Genomic DNA, 25390 nt, shown 5'->3' with positions numbered 1-25390 from the left:
CCATGTTAAAAAATATAATACGTCATCCGATTTTCCTCTCCACTGTACTCGCCTTAGTGTTTATTGTTGGACTCTCTGCTGCTCACTTCTGGGCACCTGATACTGTAACAAAGACGATTTGGTTTATCGGCATTGGTATCATCGCTCTTGTATTTTTAGCTTATCAAGCGGTACTTTTTTTTAGAAAGAAAAAACAAAGTCGCGATCAACAACTTGAAACTGAAGAAGAAGCCTTGGGCTTAGTTTTGAGACCACTTCTTATTAGCTCTAAAGGCAAACCGATTTATTTGCTACTCGGCAACCGCGCTGCGGGTAAAAAGCAGTTCTTGTTTAGTTCAAATGCGATCAAAACTCTAGATAATTCAAAGACTGCAAAAAATGATTTTTTTGAATGGTACGAGTCTGACGAAGCCGTGTACCTAAAACCAGACCAAAGGTTAATATTTCAAGAAGTCTCTGCTTCTGACACATTATTATGGGCAACATTAGTTGCCGAAGTGCTTAAGAGTCGACCTCGTAAACCGTTTGCAGGTTGTTTGTTCTTTACTGACCTAGAGTTTTTAATAATTTCTGAAGAAGAACAAATCGATTATACCCTAACGGCCCTGATTGAGCGCGTTACTTCTATCTGCGAACGTACCAATACAGCTCTTCCAATCTATATGATTGTGTCTAAATTAGATAAACTACAAGGCTTCAAAGAGTATATTCAGCTAAGCCCTCTCAAACACAATGTTGAGTATCTATCTATTGCTCTTAAAGACGCTAAAGGGATTCTGCTAGACTACTACCGCGATAGCTTCGATAACCTAGTTAAAGTTATCGAGAAAAATGCCCTAGATTCTACCTCTGGATCGAATGATACCAAAGAGAAACAAGCTATTCTCTCATTTCCAAAGCAGCTTGAGATTTGTCAAAAAGAGATTGAATATGTCGTTCAACGCTTAAGTGAGGTTAATCGTGGTTCTTACTATTTAGATTTAAGAGAGTTATTTTTTTCTTCGTGCCTTCAAGGTGGACGTAAGTACAATTTACTAGCTAAAAGTTGTAGTACCTATTTCAACCTTCCAATCATTGCCTCTGAGCATACTCAACTATCAGAAACACCGTACTTCATTCGATTTTTGGTTGAGTCCCAAATTCTGCCTGAAGCAGACTTTGCAGGAGAAAATAAGACCTATCTCAAACGTATATTACGCCAAAGCCGTTTGGCTATGGTCGCCTCTGTTATATTTTTATCCGCAGGTGCTTATCTGTTAGGCACCACACTCGATAGCAACCTTCGCGTTATATATCAGTTACTCCATATTGAAACAGAAGCTACTGCTTCAGACTCTAACCAGCAGTTAGACTTAAATTTAGCTAAAGCTATTAAGAAAATCGACCCTATTTACAAGGCATGGTTAGAGGGCAGTAAAGCTATGGATGAAGAGGTGATTTCTCTTCATGTAAGTCGCTTAGAACCCACAACTCAGATCGCCTATCAAGCACTACTCGATTCTATTCAAAATGAATTAGTCCCTGTTATCGAACAAACCTACCAAGTGCAATTGACCCAGTATCAAGATCAACCACTTAAGGCATTACCTGTTTTAAAAGGTTACCTCATGCTTAAAGAACCAAGTAAGCGTGATTTAACCTACATGGATAGACAGACCAATTCGACTTTATCCAAGATAATTAATGATCAAAAACAAGTCGATACAACAATGAACTATCTCAATGCTTACTTCAGAACTGATTTTCCACCAGTAAACATCAATATGGACATAGTACGAGCAACACGTCGTACATTGCTCGCGGAATCCAATATTGATCTTGTCTATGCGCAATTAATTCACCAAGCTGAAAATATCGATCTTGGCACTCTAAATTTAGGACGTGCCGTCGGCTTTGACTTTAACAATGTTTTCAATGATAAAGTGGACCAACAACTACTTGATATCAGTAAAGTCTATACTGCGACAGGCTTTAGCACCTTTTATCGCCCACGAATTGATTTAATGTCTAAAGACGTGATTACCAATGACTGGGTTCTGGGGTTGTCTAACAATGTTATTCCAAGCAAAAAAGAACATGAAAAGTTCAAAGATAAGATTCGCAAAAGATATACCGATGACTACGTAAGTTACTGGCGAAATGCGTTAAGTGAATTAAAAGTTAAGAAGTATGAGTCTATTGACGATCTCACTAACGCCATTGATCTTGTTTCAGGGCCTGCATCGCCCCTCACTACTGTATTAAAACAAGTTTATTCTAATACACATTTCTCACCAACAGGAGAAAACGAGCTTATCGCGAATAAGCTACCTAAAGCGGCAACTGAAGCTATAGATAAGCTTGCCGATTCAGCCGAAGAATTTGTGCAACCTGACTACTTATTGATGCGCCGTGTCGAACAAGCTTTCTATCAGCTAAATCAGCTACAAATTAACGAGACGCCAAACTCTCCTGCTCCTTGGGATGAAATCGTAACAGCATTAAGCCAGCTAAGAACCTACATGAAAGACATAGCCGACTCACCGGATCCACAGATGGCTTCACTGCTGGCAGCTCGAAAACGTATGCAAAGTTCAGAAGCTGATCCGATAATACGCCTCAAACAAATTGCTCAGAAATCTCCAGAACCAGTTCGCAGTTGGTTGCTAGGTTTTGTCCAACAAAGCTGGTCTGTCATGATCAAAGAATCAGCGAAAGGTGTGCAAAGCCAATGGTATAGTGAGGTATATACAAAGTATAAAGACTTAGCACTCAACAAATATCCTTTTGATTTGAATGCTGAAGAAGAAATTACGCTAGAAGATTTCGAGCTGCTTTTTGCAAAAGGTGGAATCATAGATACTTTTGCGCAAGAAAACTTAGCATCATTTTACGATACTAATCTCTGGACACCTAAACGAGTAGAGGGTGAAAACATGCCTCTAACTCCACAACTTTTGGTGCAACTTAAAAATTACAATGTCATACGTGACACATTAATCAATAAGAGCACCAACCGCGTATCTATTCCATTTACAACTAAAGTCCTAGACTTAGACTCAAGTGCAATACGTGCAACTATTAGAGTCGCCGACTCAAAAATGAGCTATTACCATGGTCCAAGTCGAATCCAAGAATTGGTATGGCCACCAAAAAATGGGGAATTTAACGTCAGTATTACTATTCAGGACGTAACAAATGAAGGAAAACAGTACGTATTGAGCAAGGATGGTCAGTGGGCAATCTACAGACTATTAGGCCAATCAACACTAACAAATCAACATGATGGTAGCTTTGTTAGTGATATAACTGTTTCAGGTCGTGATCTGAAACTGAGAGTGAAACCGCTCGCGCAAAGGAATCCATTTACCTTAGCAGAGCTATATAACTTCTCACTACCCGAAACCATCAACTTATAAAAGCAAACTAATAAAAACAACGTAAGGCAGGATAATGATGTCAACTACAAACCTTCAAGGATTAGACAAATTAGATAGGAAAATACTTTCAAGTCTTTTGTCAAATGGCCGAGAATCAATAGCGAATCTATCGCGAAATATTGGTTTATCACGTACCGCTGTCGCTGAGCGTATCAGCCGACTGGAAAAAACCGGTATTATAAAAGGCTATACCGCCCAAATTCGAGTAGAGAAAGAAGGTAGGTTAGCGTCTAGCTACCTACTTATTTCTTGTGAAAAAGGAAAGAAGAACAATGTCACAGAAGCACTAAAAGAGCTTCCAGAGGTAAGAGTCACCAGTATCGTCGGTGGCGCGTACGATATTATCGCTCTTATCGAGGCACCCGATCTTCAGTCGATCCACACCTTGTGCAATGAGATAGAGTCATTTAACGGCATTGAGTCATTAAATAACACTGTGATATTGCACGAACCGATTCGACGATAAGGCCCATAAATACAATTACTACACTTTTTAATCCAAGGCGTAGGTATATATTTAAAAGCCACATATTTTTTATGTGGCTTTTTGCCTTCTCAATCAAATATTGTCTAAGTATTAATGATACGATAACAGTGGTCTGCATACATTCGATCACCAATTTGATATGCATTAGGTATTATTCTTTGAAGAGTAAAACCACACTTTTCTAATACACGCTCCGAGCCTATGTTGCCCTCAGTGACGACGGCACTAAACTCGTTAATATCGCAGTTCATTCTGGCCCAATGAAGCAATGCTTTCAATGATTCTGTGCCATAACCCACACCATAAAAGCTAGGCAGCAACAAATAACCAACCTCTGCTACGCCATTTTCTACTTTTAATCCTGTAATACCAACTTTTTCATTCGTCTCCAAAATTGAGATTGTCAAGCAAAGCCAATGTCCAGACTCTCTATTCCAAGTAGGTAAACAATATTCAAATTTTGCTTCTAGCTCATCATTTGATGGCTCATCAAAACATAATGCGATAATCTCTGGGTCGGAATGTAAAAAGTAATATAGATCACGATCACACGCCTTCAACTGTGTCATAACCAGACGCTCGGATCTAATTTCCATCGTTTCTCCATACTCAGAAAGATATTAAAAGGCTAGGCTTCATAGCAATACGATTAACTGTATAAATTTACTAAATTTTTTCTTTATTTTAACGCTATGATTACTTATATTTTCCATCTATGCAATTAGTAATAAAATCCACTAAATCATGAAATTTATCAACGAAGAGCATGGCGAAGTGTCAGCGATTAACTTAATCCGCTGTCCAAAATATCTCTCGCTTTTTGCTCAATGGGCAGAGAGCGAATGGGGCTATGTAAGAAATAAAGGCGTCAAGTTTCGCACAAGTTATTTAAGTAATATATCGAGTCTAATGGTATCCCTGAAATGTACGGTTTATTTATACAGGACTCCCCTGTTGGTATGTTTGCAATTGAAGACTGCGAGTCTCAAGACAATACTCTGTTTTTGAATTACCTGTATATTACACCCAAATATCGTTCAGCAGGCATAGGTACGAGAACAGTAGAACTAGCGAAACAAATTTGTCGCACCTATAACGCTGAGTTTATGCAGCTGACAACGTTAGAAACCTCAATGAATGCATACTACGAAAATCTTGGTGGCCATATAATTGGTGAGGAGTATTTTTACACTTATCCAGCAACCAGAATGGAAATAACATTGTAGTTATATAACTGCTGCTATAACTGCCCTATTTGCTTGATAGATACATCTTTGAGCTCAGGCGTTCCAAGCCATAAGGTTTGACCAAGTAAATTCCCCTCTCCTTTTCCCAAAGCGTTTTTAGGAATAGTCTCAAGCTTCACTTTCATGATCATGTCCCACGCTAAAGGGTCACGTAAAATAAACTGCATCAAGCCAATAAGCGTTTTGTAATTACTTCTACCAGTTAAAAATGTTTGGTAGGTGGAAAAATCAATATCTTCAATACGCAGATGAAACTTACCAACTAAATCAGACAAGGATTTACCTAAATGAAAATCTTGGCCCAGCATACAATTATCATGATTAAGTTTATTCCTTTGCGAAGGATGAATTTTAACTCGTCGATAGATCCATTCATCGACAAACACTCTTTTCAAACTAAAGTAATGTGCCACGATACCTGATAAAAGTTTGGGCGATCGAGTTCTTGTAGAAAGCTGACTAACATACGATAGTAGCTTAGCTCTATCTAGTTCACTGACTTCCGCTTCTTGCATTACTGATGACAAGCCAAGCAGATGCAGCATACGACCTGAAAACGGGTCTTTCGCCTCATTCTGATACTGAATATGGTAACGATATTTTTTCCAAACCCGATAGACTAATGACAAGTGCCGATTGTGAAAAAAATCAAAAAACTGCTTTACCGGATTATCTTCATCTTCTCTTCCTGCTATTTTCTCAGTATAAGATGAGGGAAGCGGAGAGCTAGTCCCATGCAAGCCCAGAAAGTTCACCTCAATTCGAGTATAGGGATTACCTTCTATCTCATAGTGTGAAATATAATCAATGTCACTTTTAGGAAAAGCTAAGCTAGGCGAGACACTAAAACGGATGTACTCCTCAGAAATATACTTGTTATGGCCGATACCTTGATAGCTAGAATTCGTTTCTGCTTGATAATATTTTTCCAATAGTGAAACCGCTTGGAAAAAACTAAATTCATGAGTTTGTTGTTCAATATGGTCAATCATAGTACTGTCTGCTGCCCTACAAGGCTTGGCCAATGATAATTTTCACCAGTTTTTTCATCAAACACTTCAAGCTCAGTAAAGGAGTTCAAGCTCGAATATAAACGGATAAACTCGTTCAACACACTCACCAATAAAAACATATCCCCCTCATTGACAAAGAAAGAGGAGTCTACGGTAAGGCTGAACTGAGTTCCTCGAATAGCGGTACCACGAAATACCCTATCTGCAGGCTGCATTTCACTTTTCTTAATCCCGTCTAATCTGTGTATTGATGCTCGGTGGGCTTGGCGATCGATGCGAGAGTGGAAGTCGTAAGTTGAAAGTAACACTTTTAAAACATCAATATTTGCCAATGACAAATAGTTTAATGACATATTGGCAATCAGCTGCCATTGCAACTCGCCATTTACTTGAGGACTAACAGATTGAGTCGGTTTAGTGATGTTGGCAAAATTAGCATAAGTCGGTGAATTATGTGCCGAATATGTAATATCACCAACTGACAAACGCTCTGCCAACTCACCATTACTGCAGGTGAGTTGCATTAAGACTGTTTCAGAACCTAGCTCTGCAATATCACTGTTGTGCGTATGAAAAGAAATATAGCGCTCTAAACCGCGACCACTAACACGTTCAGAGACTTTAGTCTTATAGAATTCTCGTTTATCACGCTGATTGATCTGATGTTCAAAAGATTCAAACTCAATTAACGTCTTACGGCAACGCTCTTTTTTGCTCCACGTTTCAACCTTACCGATTGAGTAAACTTCATAATGCTCTTGATTACTGCTCTGAGGCCTAACCTTATATTCACTTCTACGATGCTCCAATCGAATCGGGTCAGCATCTTTACTAAACAAATTCACAGCTGGAGTGCAGTGCAAGCGTAAATGTTTATTTTTTACAGTGATTTCTGATGGTAACGCACGTTTAAACACAAAAGATATTTTCATCGTTGAGCGTTGTGGAACACCTGATAACCAATCCAGTCCTGTTACATCGAAGAACATGAATTTCTCGGGTAAAGAAAAGTATTCCTGTAAGAGACGGTAGCCAGAAAATGAGTTACTACCGTAGGGTAGAATTGCTTCGTCATCACCAAAACCAACTGGCTTAATACAAGAAGATGGCAATTTATGTGTGAAGCCGCCACCAACATCAAGCTCAACATAATCCAAGTAACGAAATAGCCATAAATACAAACTGCGGGTAATATGTACTTCACCATGTAAGTGAAAACGCAACGAATCCATTTTTAATCTTGATAGATCTTGGCCAAATTCGGCAGCAATGGACACGTCTACACTCGAATTAGTGCGGCTATTAGACTGTTCAACTTGAGTAATACTGATGGGGTACAAAGCAACGTCATAGCAGCTCCTAAATAAACATTGAGTGCCCTCAACTTGTTCGCTCGCCATTTCAATGCCACGTTCAACAACCAACTTTTCAGTCACGCTGCCAACATGTGGCGTTAACTCAGATATACACATTGAAGGTACAGAGCGCATGTAATGCGGCCAAAGCAATGTCATCAGTGATTGAGTCAGCTCAGGCAATTCATCATCTATCTTTTCTCTGATCCTACCGGTAAGGAAAGCAAAGCCTTCCAAAAGACGTTCTACGTCTGGATCATAAACACCTTCACCAAGAAAGTTAGTTAACTTAGGATGATATTTGGCAAACTCGCTTCCCGCTTCTCGAAGATAAGAAAGCTCATCTTGAAAATATTTGCTGCTACTCACGAAACACTTCTCCTAACTTTAAACGTTGAATTTACCATCAACGCCCATAAACACATTGATAGACATTGGGACCTGCCCGCCGTTATGGCTTACTTCACCGGTAATACCAAAACTCAGCTGTAAGGGATTATGAAAGTCCTGACGATATGTAACTTCAATATTGCCAAGCCTTGGTTCAAACTTGTAAATTGTCGTACTGATATTCTGTTGAATATGACGCACCAAGTTTGATTGACTAGCAAGAACATCATTGAAGTCAGGAAGGCCATAATCATTGTCTATCATTGCATTCCCTGCATGAGTATTTAGTAAATCAGCAAGATGGATATGAATGGATTCAATTAGATGTTTATGAGACACCACTTTTTCATAACAGTTTTTTGGTTCACCTAATTCAATACGCTCAAGTAATCGATAACCTTTTTCCATACTTAACCTCAAAAAGAACGGCCAGATGACTGGCCGTTCGTTATTAGAAAAATGCTGATATTACTGGTCTAGTTTCCCAACTAAAGAAAGATCAAAGCTTGCACCCATGTATTTGAAGTGCGGACGTACAGACATAGACACCTTGTACCAACCTGGATCGCCTTCAACATCCGATACTTCTACCTTAGCGGCACGAAGAGGACGACGACCACGAACTTCCGCTGGCGGATTTTCCTGATCAGAAACATACTGACGAATCCACTTATTCAACTCAATTTCAAGATCTGAACGTTCTTTCCAAGAACCAATTTGCTCACGTTGAAGTACTTTTATATAGTGCGCTAAACGGTTAATAATGAACATATAAGGTAGCTGAGTACCTAGCTTGTAGTTCATCTCCGCGCTCTTCCCTTCCGGCGTGTTCGGGAAAACCTTAGGCTTTTGGATTGAGTTTGCAGAAAAGAAGGCAGCATTATCAGACCCCTTGCGCATAGTCAGCGCAATGAAACCTTCTTCAGCCAATTCGAACTCACGGCGATCTGAAACTAAGATTTCAGTTGGTATCTTAGTTTCAATCTGTCCCATAGACTCAAAGTTATAAACTGGTAGATCAAACACTGAACCACCGCTTTGAGGACCAATAATGTTTGGACACCAGCGATATTTGGCAAATGACTCGCTAATCTTAGATGCCATTGCATAAGCTGAGTTGCCCCACAAGAAGTTATCATGGCTATCAGTAACTAACTCATCGTAATCAAAGGCTTTGATTGGATTATCTTCTACAGAGTACGGGTTGCGTAACATGAAGCGAGAAGTACATAAGCCAAGGTAACGAGAGTCTTCATGCTCACGTAAACCACGCCATTTAGTGTACTGCGGCCCTTCAAATACCGACTTCAGGTCTTTCATGTTTGGCAGTTCTTCATAGCTATCTAAACCAAAGAACTTAGAAGACGCTGACGTAATAAATGGAGCATGAGACATAGCACCCACATTGGCCATGTATTCCATTAGCTTAATATCAGGACTTGATGAACTCAACTGATAATCACAAACCACTGCCGCAACTGGCTTACCACCAAATTGGCCGTATTCACGAGTATAGATTTGTTTGTATAGACCTGATTTTACCACTTCTGGTGCATCTTCAAAGTCATCTAATACTTCGTCTTTTTTCGCCGAAATCAATTCAATAAGAATATTTTCACGAAAATCTGTGTGATCAACCAAATATTTCAATCCACGCCATGTTGACTCAATTGCTTGGACCTCTTCATTATGAAGAATCGCATCAACTTGAATTGAAAGTTTTTGATCAATCTCACCAATCATAAGATCAACCAAGGACTGGTCAACCTTTTCAGTTGCGTTACTGCTTAGTAACTCACCAATAAAAGCTTCAACGCCACGTTTTGCAACATCAAAGCCTTCATCCGTTGGCTTTAACCGTGTTTCATTTAAAATGCTGTCCAAAAGAGAGCCAGAGTCAGCTAACGCCGCTTCTTGTTCTGGAGCTTGTGCTTCTGCTGTCATAGTATCCTCTTATTCAGCCTTTTCAGCGTCTTGATCTTCACCAATGCTGAGTTCTTCGAGTAATTTTTTACGAGCGTCTTCATCCTGAAGAACCGCAGCAATCTTTTTACGGAAAGCCGGTACATTGCCCAGTGGACCTTTTAGCGCAACCAATGCTTCTCTTAACTCAAGCAAGCTTTTAAGTTCAGGGACAGCCTTAGCGATAGATTCAGGTGAAAAGTCTTTCATGTCCTTGAACGTTAGATCAACGCCAAGCTGGGCACCTTCTTCATCACTTAGACGATTTTCAACATTAACTTTCAAGTTAGGCGCATAACCTTCTAGAACCTCGTTAAAGTTGTCCTTATCAATGTTGATTGGCATACGTTCTTCAATTGGCGTCTCGTCAGAACGAGCGGTGAAATCACCGACAACCATCATATTCAGCGGCAGTTCAACGTCTTCTTGCACATCACCAGTCGCTGGAACATAACGGATATTAATTCGCTCTTTAGGAGCTACCGAGCCATCGCGTGACATATTTAGTTCCTTATCTAATTGTATTGTTAGTTGTAGATTGACTCCCACAGCTCAAACTTTACTGGCAGCAATTCCCTGGATGGATAAAGCTGCTTAAGAAGCTTTTCAGTTAAATCATCTAGTTGTAAAGAAAGGTGTGGTTCCCAGCTGAACAGGTGCATTTCATCTCTAACTGACCATAACTTTTCAAGATAAGGTAAACATAGAGCGTAAAGACCAACAGCTTGGTAAGCTTTTACGATTTGCAAATGCAGCATAAATTGCCCTCGCCCAGTGCTATCTTGCGCTAAGTTTTGGGCTACTTCTGCTACGCGCTCTCCCAAATTTTCGAGAGTTACATCGTCCATGGATACCAAGTCGCACTCTGCCAAAACTACTGGTTGGGCAGAAGCTAGCTTGGCTGCGCTAGGCTGACTCAGCCACTCGGCTGTGGCTTGGCTAGCAAATGGTATCGAATTTTTAAATGACAGCTGTTCTATACCCGGCAATGAATGAGCGAAATTACTGACTTCCTCATAAACAGCTTGCGCCGTATCCTCTAGGTTTAGATTTTTCAGCATCTGATATACATAAAAATGCCCAGTCAGCCAAAAAGGGGCATCAGTCAAAGTCCGTTCAAGACGTTTTATGGTGTCAATATCGCTTTCTTGTTTCGCTTTATCACGGTATTCAGCTTGCTTATCTTGGGATACCGCAAGAGTTAACAGTGTCTCGTTATTTTTATGATCAGGTAACTCATCAATATCTAGCCAGGTAAGGTGGCGATGAATACGATACGACAGCGACAAATCAGGGTCAGCGGCAAGAATCATCTCCGCAACTTTCTTTAGTGTTCTTCTTGACGCGGTTGGAGAAGAAAAATCAGTATCAATATCCACTTCTTGAGCCTGACGTGGTGGTGACGCCGAACCTGCTGTTTTAGATGATTCCAGTTTCGGCTTAACAATTTTTTCTATCGGTTGACTAGTATTATCAGGTTGAACCGTCTCCTCAGAATTAGGCGACGTATATCCTTCAATGGATGCCGAATGTAAAGCGTCAACATCAAGAGATTGTGATAAACGGTTTAACTCGCTTTTTAATTCAAAAAAGTCTGCTTCTGAGTCTTGGAAAATTTCATCAAAGTGACGCTGAATATTCTCAACATAATCACTGCAACGAGATACCGCATCCCATGTAATTTGCTGTATCTCTAACTTAGGCAACGCGAGTTTCAATTGGTGATTTAGCCACTCTACAGCGCCATCCCTGCCTCGTTTTCGGCGCGGGTATAAGTCAGAACCAAAACAAATTAACGCTTCACATATCAAGCTTAAACCATTCTCCAGCCCTACTAATCTATGGCTTTCGACCATAGCCCGCGTGAGATAACACATCGCTTTAAAGTCTTTACTATGTTTGCTTAATACTTCAGTGGCATTATCTTCAACTACTTTCCAATCAACAGTTTCACCAAACAATGAGCCGAATTTTTTAACTTCAGCCTCCATTAGTTCAAAACTAAACTCATAACGAGCATCATCTCCGACAGGAGAGGCAGTGCTGATAGGTTCAAGAAGTGTTTTGATATCTTTGACCACAGCTTAGCTCCTTACACCAGGTTGATAGCCACTGATGGCACGTTGAACGGCAAGAGCTCCGCGAGCTGGTTTAGATTTTTGGTGACTTTTACGAATGGCGTCCTTAGCCATACTATTGAGCAGCTCTGTCACCTCAGCAAATTTTTTCGGTGCATTTACCTGCAAATCAGTCAATGAAGCATTCAATTTTTCGTTTTCAAAAATGGACTGTTCAGTAACAGTGCTAAACAATATGTACTCACTGCGAGCAACTTTAAGAGCGCGAATCTTTGCTACAAGTTCAGGAGTATTACCATAAAACTGTGTGGCAGTTTTCGCTTGGTCAATCGCATGAGAATAGTAATGTTGTTCAGCACTCATATCGATAGCAGCGTACACTTTATCTAGTAAAGTCCCTGGTAGCACTTGGCTGTAGTAATAAGATTCTGCCTGATGGTTCGCCCAAGCAGATTTCATATAATCATCGACAGCTTTTGCTTGGCCACTAAGTATAAGGCTGGCCAGATCATTGTCTTGCCGACCTATATAGTTAACCATTTCCTGCGCTTGCTCATTTAAAAGATTAAGATTCGCCATCACTTGATTCAATGACCTTTGAGCTTTGGCAAATAAAACACCATCATTATTTAAGTTGGCATGTAATGTGACCAAATCTGAGCGAATTTCCTGCAAGGTGTTCGGTAAGCTAACTGCAATATTTCGTCTCTCAATCACACTCTCTTGATTATCTTGATAAACATCCTGTAGTTTACTCTGTTGAACCTGATACGCTTCCTGATAAGGTGCCATTAAGACCACATCGTTTGACATGTCGTCCAATGCATATTCGATTTTCCATGGCGGCTGAGCAAGAAACGAAGCGGTTTGAGCCGGTTTAATTGTTTCGATTGTATTAGCTAGTTCAGTAAACCCTGATTTTGCTGACGGCTTCCATTCCGGCTGTAGGTAGTCATACGTATAAGTACCGCTAACCAAAAGAACAGAGGCCACCAACGTCGCTTCTAGATATTTAAAGCGGCCAAGCGAAAACTTGTCTGTTGCACTATGATTAGTCAGAACAAGATCGGCGTTTCTTAGGTTAGAAAACAAAGGGGCGCTATTATCTGATTTAAGTGCTTCGGTATCAATCCTTGCCAAAGCCTGAGCAAAAGAAATCGCCGTGTAGCCATGTGAGCGAGGTTTATTCAGTACATTTTTAAGTAACAACCAAACGTGCTTAGGGATTAAGTGACAACGCTTTTTTTGTCCCAAAAGTTGGCGCCAGACATCTCCATATGTAGAGCCTAAGAATAAATGCCCCGTCAATAATGCCAAAGAATAAACATCATCTTGTGGTTTAGAGACTCCACTTTCGATATACATAGGTGACGCATAGTTCATGCTAACTTCGGTCAAGCTTTGCGCTTCACCTGAATATCGGGCAGCACCAAAATCGATGAGCTTAACGCTATCATCTTCACCAACCAGAACATTAGCAGGCTTAATATCAAGGTGGCACACGCCTCGAGTATGCATATACTCAAGGGCGCCAGCCAATTGATAGACCAGCCAAGCAATATGATCATGGCGAAAACCTTTTTTGCTATGCCTTTCAATTTTTTTAGCTAACGATTCACCGTGGATCCACTCGTACATAATATAAGGGCGATCAAACTCATTACCGATTTTAATAAAGTCGGCAACACTCGGGTGCTGAGATATTTCAAGTTTGCTTGCTTCACCAATCAACTGCGAATGTTCATGATTAGATGTCCCTTCATTTGCCACTTTACAGCAAACCTGTTTCTCAGGCTCTCCCTGTTTAGCTAAGTGATAAAGGGTTGTATTACCATTTTTTGATGGAAATGATTCCAGTACATCAAATTGAGAGAATAAAACATATTCCAACTTAGGCTTATTGCGCTGTGCTTCCTGATGCTCTAAGTGTTTCTTTCTCTCAATAGCTTTATGAACTAATTGATTGATATAGCTATCGCTTGACCCATTTTGATCAGACACGTTTTACTCTTTAGCCAGCTGATAATATTTACTAGATGAGCATATTAATTATTTTGAATATTACTTTTCAACCTGGTAAAAATAAAAAGCCCACTATATCTAGTAATTTAGTCAGAATGACGGTGAACTTGGTAAAATGCCTGATTCTTTTGTCGCTTTTTTATAGATAAATTTATTATTTATTCAGAGTGATTGAAGATTTGGGTTATAGTCACACAGCGACATTTTTAATAATCCCCGATCACCACAGGTGTCAAACATAAGTAAAGATGCACTGTCAGAACACTTATGGGTACGAGTAAAAGCACTAAGCAATACCAAAGCTGATGCCTGTCCTAAAGTACCCCATAAGTCATTAATTAAAAAAGGTTGCTGAGGATTGTCAAACTTCTCAGCTCGTGCACCCAAGGCAAAACCATAATCCTCACTATGGCAACGTGAGTTATACATATCCGAATAGACACGGCCTAAATGTTGAAAATTACTCGATGCTTTGCGCACAAGCCGCATCATCCCTCTTCGGTCATTACATCCCGGCTCGGAAATAAAATATTCCAACATCGCCATTGGTTGCAATTTAAGTGTCTCAATGATGTTTTTTCTAGTAAAAATAACACCAGCTCCTCCTTCACTCGGAATCATTCCCCACGGGTTGTGATTACCCAATACTTGAGATTGAGCAATCAACTGTTCAAGCTCACAAAACAATGAATCGGCCGCAATAGTGATAATCGCATCATGATTATCAAGTGATTGTAATGATGTTTCGATAAGTTTCGGCCCACTAGAATGAAATATTTCAATTTTTGACACCCATTTAGAATGGTCACTATCTTCTATCCAATTACTTAATTCTGCGGCATCGATAGATTCAGGCGCCGAGATAAATACTGGTACTGGTTTGAGCATCTTGGGCAACTTATTTAACATCGAAGTAAGCAACAAATCGATAATTTCAATTAGTCGTTTTGGCTTATCTTCTGATTCAATAAAACCCACTCTAGAAAAAGTATATTTATCACCATTGTCCATTTGGAGCTGATTGAACCTTGCTAAATCCGCTTTTGCAATGGTTAGCGATAAGTCAAGGTTCATTCCCATAGGGGTGACAACATCAGTATCCAACACAAAACGACCGAAAAGATGACTCATACTTCCTCCTGCACCTGAGAAACCTTAGAAGAAACCAATAAATGTCCTTTTCCTTGACAGGGAAAAGATGCGCTGTAACTTAGAGTTAGGCTCATTGATTCAGTATCAACGAACAAAGTATGTATCTGCATAGGTAAACAGAGATCTTCTTCACTAAAGCTCGCTCTCGCTAAATATTTTTCTGCAGGTAGACGAAATGAAAATACCTCATCATGGCTAAAACCACTCATCATTAGTCTTTCTCCCCCAACTAAAAAACCATTACATTGCTGATCTGAAGACGCAGATTGATAGAATTTTGGATTAAAATCTTGAGGCAGAAGTGGTCGACGATGCTCTTCCCAATGCACATCAAACGTTCCACCATATTGAGTTCTCTCTGCGAAGAATGGAGCAATTGGCCCAAACCCTGCCAGCCTGACATTTTTACTGTTTGGCGCCCACTCTTCATTGGGAAAAAAAACACTAGGGACTGGTTTGTTTAGTAACTCTGCTGTACTAGATGCAATACCGCAACCAATACGATTTCGTGCATCCCCTCCGAGAGCTTTACCATAGTGTATATCTGCTTCAACAAAAGGCTTTGGGTTTGAAACTGTAACAGTACCTCCATGTTGAATCCACAGTCGCTCTCCATGAACCGCAATTGTTTTATCAATATGTCCATCAATCAGTACTCGGCATTCATGATAGACCACAGGTCGTTTAGCATAACTGCGAGCTTTGCCATAGACCAACACATCAGTATTTTGTTTCGTGACTGGAAATTCATGGTCTATTTTCATTACTGAAGATCCCGGCTCACCGAGATATACTGGGTCATCGTAAATACCCTCAGCTGGTACTTCCTGCCATTGCTTATCAAGCATATTCCACTGACGTTTTGCCGTCAGAACCCAGACTTCATGCCCATCCACATCACTTTGAAATCGCCCTTTGATGAGTAGGCCTTCTGTATGCTCAATATCCCACAGTTGCATTCTGGTTCCTTAGGTTAAACCTCTCTGAGGCAGCGGTTTGCTGTTTTAATTTATCAAATAACCAATCTTGCTGATATGAGGGCATTGCCCAATGCCAAGGCATATATACACGACCATGCATACAAACCTGACGCCAAAGCCATACTCGATAGCGCTCTGGAACACATGGGTGTTGCATTGCACGTAGAGTCGATTGATAACTGAGCACTTCACCAAGTCGCATTGGATTACTGGTATAGTGCTTATCCTCTTCACACCAGCTTTGTACTACGTCTTTTGCTTCATTCCAATCATACTCAATACCCAATTCATGAGGTTTGAGAGGGAATTTTTCACCATAAACGATATACAGTGCAAACAACCACTCTTCACCCTCGTTTTCATCATCGTCGCCAAGAGTAGTGAAATACTCTAGAGCGACTTCTAACCACGAAGGTTGAGCAGACAAGGCTAATTGAATTGGTGCCATCTTATTGCTAGGAGTAAATTGACGAAATTCTCTCAACTCAAGTAACTTAGCGTAAGTCATCACCTTATCACTGGTTAAAGCGGACTCATCAGTTCCAAAACGCTTTCTAAACCAAGTACCTCGGTCATGTTTACATAGCAATAACTCAAATAGATAGTTTTCGTCATTTTCTTGAGTACTTATCCATTCAATACTTTCTTCAACATCGAATTTTGCCAAGGTGGAATGCACTTGAGGATCATCGAGAGATTTATTCTTAAGCCAATGTTTCGTAAGTCCAATACTTAAGGTTTGGCGACGCTTGAGTAAATCAAAGCACCAATGTTTAACGACTACCCCCCCTTCTATGGACTGCGCAACTATCAAATCTAAATTTGCTGCTTTCGCTTTTAAAAACATCAGCATTGCAATTTCTTCGTCAATATCTTGTACAAGATTCAAAGCACTATGAAGATGATGCAGTTGATGAGAAAATTCTAATTCAAGCATTAACCAAATAAACAGTTCTGGTGACAAATCTTTCTGCTCGTAGACAAGCCCTGGGTGGAGGTTAAACAAAGCAATATAGACTTGTTTAAGTTCGAACATTTCGCGTTCCACTAATCTTAGGTAATCCTGATCTGTAGCGGGATAACCGTTGCGGTGTAAGCGTACCCACTGACGAAATAAAAAGGAAAATGACTCCCTAGCTAGTTGGGATTTCTCACGACAAAACTGTAACCAGCTAGGCTTCAGTTGATCAAGATCTGCAATACTACTGTTTAATGATTCGATCGATTGATCGAAATCTTGTTGGCTTAACGCATAGCTAAGCTGTTGAGGGGTTATTCTTTGTCTCATGGTCAAACATCTGCCATCATCAATTTATCGCAATCGTACTGCCAAGAATTCTTTGAGCCTTATTTGCTTTTGAAGTCACATGCTCAGCTTTGGTTGTTACGCTCCCTTCTTTACCAAGAAAATAGGTTTTTGCCTCGCTACTGCCGATAATCAATTCATCTGTGCTGTCGAGCATAAGCTTATCTGCACTGATCGCTAACTCTTTACCATCATCTAACAGGGCAAAAAACAGATCCGTTACTATGGGTAGAGTCAGATCTTGATTAATAAACTCAATCCTGCAACGGACTTGATTATCCATTGCCTGCTGAAGTTCAGATTGTTCAAAATGACGCCCTAATCTAGCCCAAATAGGTTGATCTATAGGATTATCGGCAAAGTTTATCCTGACGCTGTTCGTTGCTTGGTTAAAGTCCAGTACACAGCCAAAACGGGAAAAGCAAGCCGATTGCTCGGCTTGCTGCGTTTCTTGCTCGAATAACTCGATATAGGTTTGTTGCTGTTTCATTAGTTAATTGCCACGTTACCACCTTTGATAACCACCTTATCACTACCTTCGACCGTAATAGATACTCCTGAGAGCTTGATGGTGCCATCACTATTCATAACCAGTGATGAACCACCTGTCTTAAGTACGATTTTATCACCGCTAATAACCTGAGTCGCCGCGTCTGCTTTATAGGAAGTATTCCCTTTCACCGCAACAGTTAAATTACCGCCAACGGACAAGTTATCATCTGCGCCAATGTTGGCCGAACGTGAGGCTCCAACGGTCAGATTACTGTTTTCACCGACATCAAGATCGTCATTAAGGCCTATTTTAGTGGTGCGGTTATCACCAATAGAGAGAGCCGAGTCGTTTTTAACTGTCTGTGTTTCATTAGCGTTATAGGTGACGGTCACATCTTGTTCAACCGTTTCAGTAAAAGTGCTGTTCACCTGAGTAGTTTTATGACCATCGATAGTTTCTTTATGATCACCATGAACTTCATTGGTTTGATGACGCCCAACCTTTAAAAATTCGTCTTGGCCAATATCACGGAAGCGATCGTTAAGCACCTTAGTCGACATATCTTTCTGAGCATGAATATAGATCTCTTCCTGATTCGCCTCGTCTTCAAAACTCAGTTCATTATATCCTGTACCTTTGTGAGTTTGGGTACGAAAAGTAGTACGAGTTTTATTTTCTGGCAGCGCATAAGGAGGGTAATGTAATCCATTATAGACTGCACCAGTAATTAACGGACGGTCAGGATCGCCCTCTAAAAAGGTAACCACCACTTCGTGGCCGATACGCGGCAAATATACGGCTCCCCATGTTGGCGCAGCCATTGACTGACTTACTCGAATCCAACAACTTGAGTTTTCATCATTATTACCATAGCGATCCCAATGAAACTGAACCTTGATTCTGCCTAAAGTATCGGTATAAATTTCTTCACCCGATGGTCCAACAACTACTGCGGTTTGCGGGCCATCGACCATAGGAGCAGGCAGTTTAGGTGCTTTAAAAATGGTATCACGTGGAATACAAATAAACTGGTTTTCATAAGTGGTCGGTAAACCACTACTTTCATCTTCATGAACTTGTGGATCATGACCACTATGGACAACCGATAGCATGGTATAGTCACGGTTAATTGCGCGACGTGGATGCTCGCTAATATTAAAGCTATAACCTGGTATAACACGCATAATACTTGAGGCCGCCTCGATCTGTTGATTATCAACTTGATGATCGGCTATCCACTCAGAAGCACGTATTTGACCCATTGAAGGTTCAACATAACGTCCAGGGTAATCAAACTGCTTTAGGTCTTGATCTAAAGGCCCATCACTCGCCATTTCTTGCGGTGTCTTAGGATGCTCATAGTTATAATCACTATACGTCGTGCTACCAGTTCGTACTCGATTTATTGCAGTTAAATTAAAAATATGCTCACGATCCGGCACCCCACCTGCATCAGAATGATAGACAAGAGGCCCAAGATGCGAACCATTGAGAAGCGTACTAGTTAACTCAGGTATGGCATCATTACTATCAACAATTACCATAGTGTGATTAGCTTCTGTGTGCTCAAAGTAGTACCACATACCATGTTCAGCAAGTAAGCGTTGAACAAAGTTATTGTCACTTTCACGATATTGAAGCACGTAATTTTTAGGCGGATACATACCTGATATGTCAAGCCTATAGTCGGTAACAGATGCCTCATCTAATACTTGAGAAACAATCTCTGGGGCAGAAAGATTTTGGAATATTCGGCAATCTTGCCTTTGAGTCATAAACCAAGTCTGCGGTACCAAAACTAGCTGGTAACGGGCAAAACGCCGCCCTTGCCCAACAAAGCGAACTTCATTCACTACACCATGAAACAAACGAGCAGTACCTGTTCCCTGACCATATAAAGTCAATAAAGCTGGCTTACGAATTAACTCATCAAAGGTGATATCAGCATCAAGTGAAAGCAATGAAAGGCTAACTTGGAATGGCTTAGACAGTTCTTCTGTTACTTGAAAGCTTTCAACGCGAAACTCATGGCCAGTTCCCTGAATTTCAAATTTAAATTCTACGTCAGTTGTCATACCTTTTACCTGATACAAATAATAAAATTAGGGCCAACATACGCTGGCCCATTACGCTAACGAGTGACGATTACGCTTCGCGTGGAGCACGCCAGTCGTCGTTACCGCCTTTACCCATAACTTCGTGAGTTACTTCGATTGCACGGTAAGTGAAGCTCAATACTTCTTCAGTTACACGATCAGATGTTGCAGCATCCTGACAGTGAGCCATACGAGTTTGCATGTCGACTAGTAGTGCATCCACAAGCTTAATTGTGTAGTAGTGCTCTTGCTTACCTTGGATAGAAGTACGGAAAAATTTGATGTTACACTCCGGCAGTTTCTCACCAGATACTAGTGCGTTGAAAAGTAGTGGTGAACAGCAGTCTTGTACTTTAGTAACCACAACTGGCTTATGTACACGTTGACCTGTAGGCTGACCACTTTGTGGATCACGAGGAATAGTGATTATATGATCAAGTTCCTGTACTAGAAACTCATCTTCGTGCCCTTCTTGCCATGAGTTACCTACTGATTCCGCAGTGTAAGCACCTTTTGTAATTTCTTGTTGAGTTTCACCCGTGATAGACATATACGCTGGAGTTGGCATCTTATATTCCTTCTAAAATTCTTATTTATTTAAATTCACCAAATCGCTTATTACCGCGACTCTAAAGTAATAATACAAACTCCGTGCCAACTTTTAAACACTTTAAAATCAAAAGCTTATTATATTTCAATGCTTTATTTTATATATCTATAATTTCAATAAATTGTAAAATTAAACAAGTTTTTGTTGAATCAACTCAATTAATTGTCACTCATATCAATGAATAAAACAACGGCTCACAGATATACAAAAAAAGCGTTATTAACGGGCCCTGAAGTCATTTTAACTAAAACAATAATCATACTGTCTACATAGCATTGAATATATGGTGTCAATCCATTTATTATCACCAAAAAAATAACCAGAAAACACCTGTTAAAATAGCTGAGTAAAAAAAAAAATCGTTATTATTTAGTATAATTCTATTCAATTAAAAACAACCGATAAGCTCGATAAAGACAATGATAAACATCAATCTTTCCTCTTTAATTCAACGTCTGCACCCTATCACCAAAGTTGCGCTAGAAGACGCGGCAGCTTTGGCAGTATCTGAAAAAGCAAATGAAGTACAAATTGAGCATTTTTTACTCAGTCTACTTGAGAGACCTAATAGTGACTTTGATGTTCTGCTTGCACACTTTGATTGCTCAGAAAACATCCTACGCCAATCAATTCGTTCAACGTTAGACACGAGCCCAAAAGGCAATGGTGGTAAACCCGTTTTTTCAGCACTTTTAATTGAGTGGTTACAAGAAAGCTGGCTGGTCTCATCACTCGATCTGTCTCAGTCACAAATTCGCTCAGGTGCATTACTATTAACGCTGGTAAGTAATCCTCTAAGATATGGTCAACATGCCTACGCAGCCTTGCTCGAAAGCGTGAATCAAGATAGCTTAAAGCGCAACTTTTCAGAACTCACTACTCAGTCTCTGGAAGCTCAAGTAGCAAGCTCTGAAAAAACAGAAGCCAGAGAAGAAGGCTCAGCACTGAGCAAATTTACTACTGACTTTACGGGTAAAGCTCGTAAAGGTGAAATTGATCCTGTGTTCTGCCGAGATCAAGAGATCCGCCAGATTGTTGATATTCTTGCTCGTCGTAGGAAAAACAACCCGATTGCAGTAGGTGAACCCGGCGTTGGAAAAACCGCTGTAGTAGAAGGACTCGCACTTAAAATCGTGCAAGGGGAAGTACCCGACAACTTAAAAGGTGTTGAGTTGTACGGCCTAGATATGGGCTTGCTTCAAGCTGGTGCGAGTGTCAAAGGTGAGTTTGAAAAACGCCTCAACGCCGTACTTGATGAGGTAAAAAACTCCCCTACGCCTATTATTCTGTTCATTGATGAAGCGCACACACTTGTTGGTGGCGGAAACCAAGCCGGTGGCAGCGATGCTGCAAACCTACTCAAGCCTGCGCTTGCTCGTGGAGAAGTCAAAACAATCGCAGCTACTACATGGTCAGAGTACAAAAAATACTTTGAAAAAGACCCTGCATTAGCACGTCGTTTCCAACTGGTTAAACTTGATGAACCTTCGCCGCAGCAAGCAGCGCTTATTATTCGAGGTCTGCGTCCTGCATATGAAAAGTCTCACAATGTGTATGTTCGTGACGATGCCATCACGGCCGCAGCCGCTTTATCGGCTCGCTATATCTCAGGACGGCAACTACCAGATAAAGCAATCGACGTATTAGATACCGCCTGTGCACGTGTCAACATCAGCTTAAACGCCGTTCCAGCATCAGTTGAAACTCTCCAACAACAACTTGCCGCCCAAGATCGTGAGCTTGAAGCACTTGAACGTGACGCCCTGCAACAAACCGGTGATAAGCACAGCCTAGCGTCTATTCCAGATCTCAAACAGCAGATGGAACAAACTCAAGCTGAATTAGAAGTTCAAGAAGCTCAGTGGCAAAATGAAAAGCAGCAAATTGAAGAAATGATCTCGCTACGTAGCAGACTTCACTTTTTGGTTAGCGGAGACGTAAAACAAGTTGAAGAAGGACAAGACGAAGAACACGAACCATCACCTTATTTAGAGATGGATGAAGAAGCAGTCCGATTTGCGATTTATGCTTGTCAGGAACAATTAGATGCGATCCGTGGCAGCAACCCACTAGTTCATTTCGAAGTTGGTCCCGATGAAATAAGTCACGTCATTTCTGACTGGACTGGTATCCCAATGGGTAAAATGTTACAAGATGAAGCACAAACAACACTCAATCTCAAAGACAGTCTAACCAGTAACATCAAAGGTCAAGAGTACGCGATTGATGCGCTAGCAGAAGGTATTCAAACCGCTAAAGCAGGCCTTGGTAACCCTGATGCACCAACTGGCGTTTTTCTTCTGGTCGGTCCAAGTGGTGTTGGTAAAACTGAAACTGCTCGTGCTATTGCAGACCAACTATTTGGTGGCGAGCGCTTTATGACCACCATTAATATGTCTGAATTCCAAGAAAAACACACAGTATCACGCCTTATCGGCTCACCTCCAGGTTACGTGGGTTACGGTGAAGGTGGTATGTTAACGGAAGCGGTTCGCCAGCGACCTTACTCTGTTGTATTACTTGATGAAGTTGAAAAAGCGGATCCAGAAGTACTCAACCTCTTCTATCAAGTCTTCGACAAAGGAACACTTAACGATGGTGAAGGCCGTGCCATTGACTTTAAAAACACTCTCATCATCATGACAAGTAATCTTGCAACTCACGACATTGAGTCATTGGTTCAACAATCAAAAGACATCAGTGCTAATGTCATTGCTGAAGCGATTCGCCCTACTTTGAATCAACACTTCAAGCCTGCATTACTGGCTCGTATGTCGGTATTGCCGTTTGTTCCTCTCTCAGACGAAGCAATGACAGAGATCATCCAACATAAACTAGGCAAAGTGTCGCAGCGTTTGCAAAGCCATCATAAACTGTCCTTGGACTATAGCGATGCCTTAGTCGAGTTTGTTCTAGGTAACTGTCGACTCGCCGAAACAGGTGCTCGTAACATTGACGCGGTTATAAACCGTCAGTTACTGCCACAACTTTCTAATCAGTTATTGGTTCACGACAAAGATGAATCTCATTGCCAAATCACTATATCAGTAGATGAGCAAGGAACGCTATCTTATGCGTTCAGCTAACCCTAGCGACCTTAGTAACGCCTTACTTGCGATCAGCCAATCTTTGGCTGATCGTACCCAATTAGCGCAAACTCTTGACGCGGTGCTTACAGCAGCGCGTCAAATGACACTCTCCAAACATGGCATCATTTATGTGCTTGACCAAACAGGGCAAGCGCTGATCCCAAGCATTGTACATCATAAAGAAAAGCCGCTTTCTGCTCATCCTTGGCTGGCTTTAGCGTTCGACCATACCAGCCCAACTGACCCATTTAATTACGCCATTCAAAATGGCGAAGTCGTACTGATCAATGAGCTTTATCAGTACAATGGTTATGACTGTGAAGCTATTTATGATACCGAGTTAACGCTTGGAAACAAAAGTACCAACCTTCTCGCTTGGCCACTCGTAGATGACGGCGATAAAACCATTGGTCTGCTAGCACTGTTTGATCTCAATGTCATTGATAACGAGTCTGCATTAACGGCCTTTTGTCAAATGGCTGCTAATTGTATTCGTCAAGCAGTATGGCTTGAAGAATACGGACATATGATCAAAGATCTCAGTGCAGATAATGCAGCGCTTGTACGTGAAAACCAACACCTTAAGAGGCGCAAACAAAGTCATTACCAAGGTCCTATTGCTGAAAGTAAGCAGATGCTTGAAGTATTACGCCGCTTGGATAAGGTATTAACCCTTCCAGTCGATGTATTGCTACGTGGCGAGACTGGCGCAGGTAAAGAGGTGATTGCCAAGTACATTCATCAAAATTCAAACCGTGCCGACCAACCACTGATAGTGCAAAACTGCGCAGCAATACCTGAACAACTGTTAGAATCTGAGCTGTTTGGCCACAAAAAAGGATCTTTCACTGGCGCAGACAAAGACAAGATAGGTCTATTTGAAGCTGCCCATGGTGGAACCTTGTTCCTCGATGAAATCGGCGATATGCCGCTCTTGCTGCAAGCTAAGCTACTACGTGTACTGCAAGAACGTAAATTACGCCCCGTCGGTGCAAACAAAGAAGTTGAAGTCGATGTACGTGTTGTCGCAGCCACACACTGTCATTTGATGGAGAAAATCAGACATGGCGAATTTCGGGCTGATCTATTTTACCGTCTAAATGTATTTCCGGTTACCTTGCCACCGCTTAGAGAACGCCAAGCTGACATACTGCCACTGGCTGAGCATTTCGTTAAACACAGCGCCTCAAATCTCGGGCTTACACAAGCTCCAGGGCTAAGCGCTAATGTACAAAAGCAGCTGTGCCAATACACTTACCCAGGCAATGTCCGTGAACTTAAAAACATTGTTGAACGCGCATTACTGCTGTCTGATTTCGAGACCATCAATCAGATTGAGTTGGGTGAAACCAGCCTACTTATCAACCCTATTCAATTAGAGACACAAGTTACTGATACGTTGCAATCTGTGTCAAGCCCCCATCCAGCCCAACCACCTACCGATTATTCTAAAGGTCTTAAAGAAGCTGTTGGTGATTATGAAAAAACCGTGATACTTGAGTGCCTAAATGCATCAAACTGGCAAATTAAACGTGTGGCAGAACAGTTATCCCTGCCTGTCAGTACATTAAGCCATAAAATGAAAAAGTATGATATTTCCGCAGCCGGTGAATCAAATAAACTCAATGAAAGTGCATAATGCCTGTCACTATTTTTCAGCAAATGTTTATACAAGGTAAAAGCCAGCCGCA

19 protein-coding genes are annotated in these 25390 nt (G+C 41.0%); 5 read left to right on the top strand and 14 right to left on the bottom strand.

Annotated features, from left to right (window positions below):
• Positions 1 to 2: 2 nt before the first annotated feature.
• Together tssM and OCV27_RS18225 are read left to right on the top strand one after the other, a co-directional pair.
• Complete coding sequence (gene tssM / locus OCV27_RS18230) at positions 3 to 3398, top strand: type VI secretion system membrane subunit TssM (protein WP_125322798.1); 3396 nt, start codon at positions 3 to 5, stop codon at positions 3396 to 3398.
• Between the two features lie 34 nt (positions 3399 to 3432).
• The gene (locus OCV27_RS18225) at positions 3433 to 3885 is read left to right on the top strand and encodes an Lrp/AsnC family transcriptional regulator (RefSeq protein WP_125322799.1); all 453 of its coding nucleotides are present in this window, start codon (positions 3433 to 3435) and stop codon (positions 3883 to 3885) included.
• A gap of 104 nt (positions 3886 to 3989) precedes the next feature.
• On the opposite strand, the gene OCV27_RS18220 is transcribed toward OCV27_RS18225, so the two are convergent.
• Entirely contained in the window at positions 3990 to 4502 is a 513-nt protein-coding gene (locus tag OCV27_RS18220) for a GNAT family N-acetyltransferase (RefSeq protein WP_125322800.1), read from the bottom strand.
• 327 nt (positions 4503 to 4829) lie between these two features.
• Here OCV27_RS18220 and OCV27_RS18215 point away from each other — a divergent pair, with 327 nt between their 5' ends.
• Positions 4830 to 5132 carry a GNAT family N-acetyltransferase gene (locus OCV27_RS18215; RefSeq protein WP_125322801.1) on the top strand — a complete coding sequence of 101 codons (303 nt, stop codon included), beginning with the start codon at positions 4830 to 4832 and terminating at the stop codon, positions 5130 to 5132.
• A gap of 14 nt (positions 5133 to 5146) precedes the next feature.
• On the opposite strand, the gene tssG is transcribed toward OCV27_RS18215, so the two are convergent.
• The 13 genes from tssG to OCV27_RS18150 all read right to left on the bottom strand — a co-directional run bounded on the left by tssG (position 5147) and on the right by OCV27_RS18150 (position 20568).
• Positions 5147 to 6145 carry a type VI secretion system baseplate subunit TssG gene (gene tssG, locus OCV27_RS18210; RefSeq protein ID WP_125322802.1) on the bottom strand — a complete coding sequence of 333 codons (999 nt, stop codon included), beginning with the start codon at positions 6143 to 6145 and terminating at the stop codon, positions 5147 to 5149.
• Complete coding sequence (gene tssF, locus OCV27_RS18205) at positions 6142 to 7890, bottom strand: type VI secretion system baseplate subunit TssF (protein WP_125322803.1); 1749 nt, start codon at positions 7888 to 7890, stop codon at positions 6142 to 6144. The genes tssG and tssF overlap by 4 nt, the downstream gene beginning before the upstream one ends.
• A gap of 18 nt (positions 7891 to 7908) precedes the next feature.
• The gene (gene tssE, locus OCV27_RS18200) at positions 7909 to 8319 is read right to left on the bottom strand and encodes a type VI secretion system baseplate subunit TssE (protein WP_125322804.1); all 411 of its coding nucleotides are present in this window, start codon (positions 8317 to 8319) and stop codon (positions 7909 to 7911) included.
• 60 nt (positions 8320 to 8379) lie between these two features.
• Positions 8380 to 9855 carry a type VI secretion system contractile sheath large subunit gene (tssC, locus tag OCV27_RS18195; RefSeq protein WP_125322805.1) on the bottom strand — a complete coding sequence of 492 codons (1476 nt, stop codon included), beginning with the start codon at positions 9853 to 9855 and terminating at the stop codon, positions 8380 to 8382.
• Between the two features lie 9 nt (positions 9856 to 9864).
• Positions 9865 to 10374 carry a type VI secretion system contractile sheath small subunit gene (gene tssB / locus OCV27_RS18190; RefSeq protein WP_125322806.1) on the bottom strand — a complete coding sequence of 170 codons (510 nt, stop codon included), beginning with the start codon at positions 10372 to 10374 and terminating at the stop codon, positions 9865 to 9867.
• Between the two features lie 26 nt (positions 10375 to 10400).
• Positions 10401 to 11954, bottom strand: a complete 1554-nt coding sequence (tssA, locus tag OCV27_RS18185) for a type VI secretion system protein TssA (protein ID WP_125322807.1) — start codon at positions 11952 to 11954, stop codon at positions 10401 to 10403.
• Positions 11955 to 11957: 3 nt separating this feature from the next.
• Entirely contained in the window at positions 11958 to 13952 is a 1995-nt protein-coding gene (locus OCV27_RS18180; protein ID WP_125322808.1) for a serine/threonine protein kinase, read from the bottom strand.
• A gap of 183 nt (positions 13953 to 14135) precedes the next feature.
• On the bottom strand, positions 14136 to 15104 hold the full coding sequence (locus OCV27_RS18175; RefSeq protein ID WP_125323283.1) for a hypothetical protein: 969 nt from the start codon (positions 15102 to 15104) through the stop codon (positions 14136 to 14138).
• The gene (locus OCV27_RS18170; protein ID WP_125323282.1) at positions 15101 to 16084 is read right to left on the bottom strand and encodes a DUF2169 family type VI secretion system accessory protein; all 984 of its coding nucleotides are present in this window, start codon (positions 16082 to 16084) and stop codon (positions 15101 to 15103) included. Before OCV27_RS18170 ends, OCV27_RS18175 begins: the two co-directional genes overlap by 4 nt.
• Positions 16065 to 17393 carry a hypothetical protein gene (locus tag OCV27_RS18165; RefSeq protein ID WP_125323281.1) on the bottom strand — a complete coding sequence of 443 codons (1329 nt, stop codon included), beginning with the start codon at positions 17391 to 17393 and terminating at the stop codon, positions 16065 to 16067. The genes OCV27_RS18170 and OCV27_RS18165 overlap by 20 nt, the downstream gene beginning before the upstream one ends.
• 19 nt (positions 17394 to 17412) lie before the next feature.
• The gene (locus OCV27_RS18160; protein WP_125323280.1) at positions 17413 to 17901 is read right to left on the bottom strand and encodes a hypothetical protein; all 489 of its coding nucleotides are present in this window, start codon (positions 17899 to 17901) and stop codon (positions 17413 to 17415) included.
• Positions 17901 to 19979: a type VI secretion system Vgr family protein gene (locus OCV27_RS18155; protein WP_125323279.1), complete on the bottom strand. Its 2079-nt coding sequence runs from the start codon at positions 19977 to 19979 to the stop codon at positions 17901 to 17903. The genes OCV27_RS18160 and OCV27_RS18155 overlap by 1 nt, the downstream gene beginning before the upstream one ends.
• Positions 19980 to 20049: 70 nt before the next feature.
• Positions 20050 to 20568 carry an Hcp family type VI secretion system effector gene (locus OCV27_RS18150; protein ID WP_125323278.1) on the bottom strand — a complete coding sequence of 173 codons (519 nt, stop codon included), beginning with the start codon at positions 20566 to 20568 and terminating at the stop codon, positions 20050 to 20052.
• A 461-nt stretch (positions 20569 to 21029) separates the two neighbouring features.
• Here OCV27_RS18150 and tssH point away from each other — a divergent pair, with 461 nt between their 5' ends.
• Both tssH and OCV27_RS18140 read left to right on the top strand, forming a co-directional pair.
• Positions 21030 to 23696 carry a type VI secretion system ATPase TssH gene (gene tssH / locus OCV27_RS18145; RefSeq protein WP_125322194.1) on the top strand — a complete coding sequence of 889 codons (2667 nt, stop codon included), beginning with the start codon at positions 21030 to 21032 and terminating at the stop codon, positions 23694 to 23696.
• The gene (locus tag OCV27_RS18140) at positions 23683 to 25338 is read left to right on the top strand and encodes a sigma-54-dependent Fis family transcriptional regulator (RefSeq protein WP_125322195.1); all 1656 of its coding nucleotides are present in this window, start codon (positions 23683 to 23685) and stop codon (positions 25336 to 25338) included. Before tssH ends, OCV27_RS18140 begins: the two co-directional genes overlap by 14 nt.
• The last annotated feature ends 52 nt before the right edge of the window (positions 25339 to 25390 follow it).

The sequence above is a fragment of the Vibrio pectenicida genome, assembly GCA_024347015.1.
GTDB lineage: Bacteria > Pseudomonadota > Gammaproteobacteria > Enterobacterales > Vibrionaceae > Vibrio > Vibrio pectenicida.
Note: the sequence above shows the minus strand (reverse complement) of the source record. Positions and strands in the feature narration are given on the sequence as shown.

Excerpts from the sequence above, each read along its gene's own strand:
- tssM (WP_125322798.1), top strand. The coding sequence starts at position 3 with ATGTTAAAAAATATAATACGTCATCCGATTTTCCTCTCCACTGTACTC.
- OCV27_RS18225 (WP_125322799.1), top strand. The coding sequence starts at position 3,433 with ATGATGTCAACTACAAACCTTCAAGGATTAGACAAATTAGATAGGAAA.
- OCV27_RS18220 (WP_125322800.1), bottom strand. The coding sequence starts at position 4,502 with ATGGAAATTAGATCCGAGCGTCTGGTTATGACACAGTTGAAGGCGTGT.
- OCV27_RS18215 (WP_125322801.1), top strand. The coding sequence starts at position 4,830 with ATGTACGGTTTATTTATACAGGACTCCCCTGTTGGTATGTTTGCAATT.
- tssG (WP_125322802.1), bottom strand. The coding sequence starts at position 6,145 with ATGATTGACCATATTGAACAACAAACTCATGAATTTAGTTTTTTCCAA.
- tssE (WP_125322804.1), bottom strand. The coding sequence starts at position 8,319 with ATGGAAAAAGGTTATCGATTACTTGAGCGTATTGAATTAGGTGAACCA.
- tssC (WP_125322805.1), bottom strand. The coding sequence starts at position 9,855 with ATGACAGCAGAAGCACAAGCTCCAGAACAAGAAGCGGCGTTAGCTGAC.
- tssB (WP_125322806.1), bottom strand. The coding sequence starts at position 10,374 with ATGTCACGCGATGGCTCGGTAGCTCCTAAAGAGCGAATTAATATCCGT.
- OCV27_RS18175 (WP_125323283.1), bottom strand. The coding sequence starts at position 15,104 with ATGAGTCATCTTTTCGGTCGTTTTGTGTTGGATACTGATGTTGTCACC.
- OCV27_RS18170 (WP_125323282.1), bottom strand. The coding sequence starts at position 16,084 with ATGCAACTGTGGGATATTGAGCATACAGAAGGCCTACTCATCAAAGGG.
- OCV27_RS18165 (WP_125323281.1), bottom strand. The coding sequence starts at position 17,393 with ATGAGACAAAGAATAACCCCTCAACAGCTTAGCTATGCGTTAAGCCAA.
- OCV27_RS18160 (WP_125323280.1), bottom strand. The coding sequence starts at position 17,901 with ATGAAACAGCAACAAACCTATATCGAGTTATTCGAGCAAGAAACGCAG.
- OCV27_RS18155 (WP_125323279.1), bottom strand. The coding sequence starts at position 19,979 with ATGACAACTGACGTAGAATTTAAATTTGAAATTCAGGGAACTGGCCAT.
- OCV27_RS18150 (WP_125323278.1), bottom strand. The coding sequence starts at position 20,568 with ATGCCAACTCCAGCGTATATGTCTATCACGGGTGAAACTCAACAAGAA.
- tssH (WP_125322194.1), top strand. The coding sequence starts at position 21,030 with ATGATAAACATCAATCTTTCCTCTTTAATTCAACGTCTGCACCCTATC.
- OCV27_RS18140 (WP_125322195.1), top strand. The coding sequence starts at position 23,683 with ATGCGTTCAGCTAACCCTAGCGACCTTAGTAACGCCTTACTTGCGATC.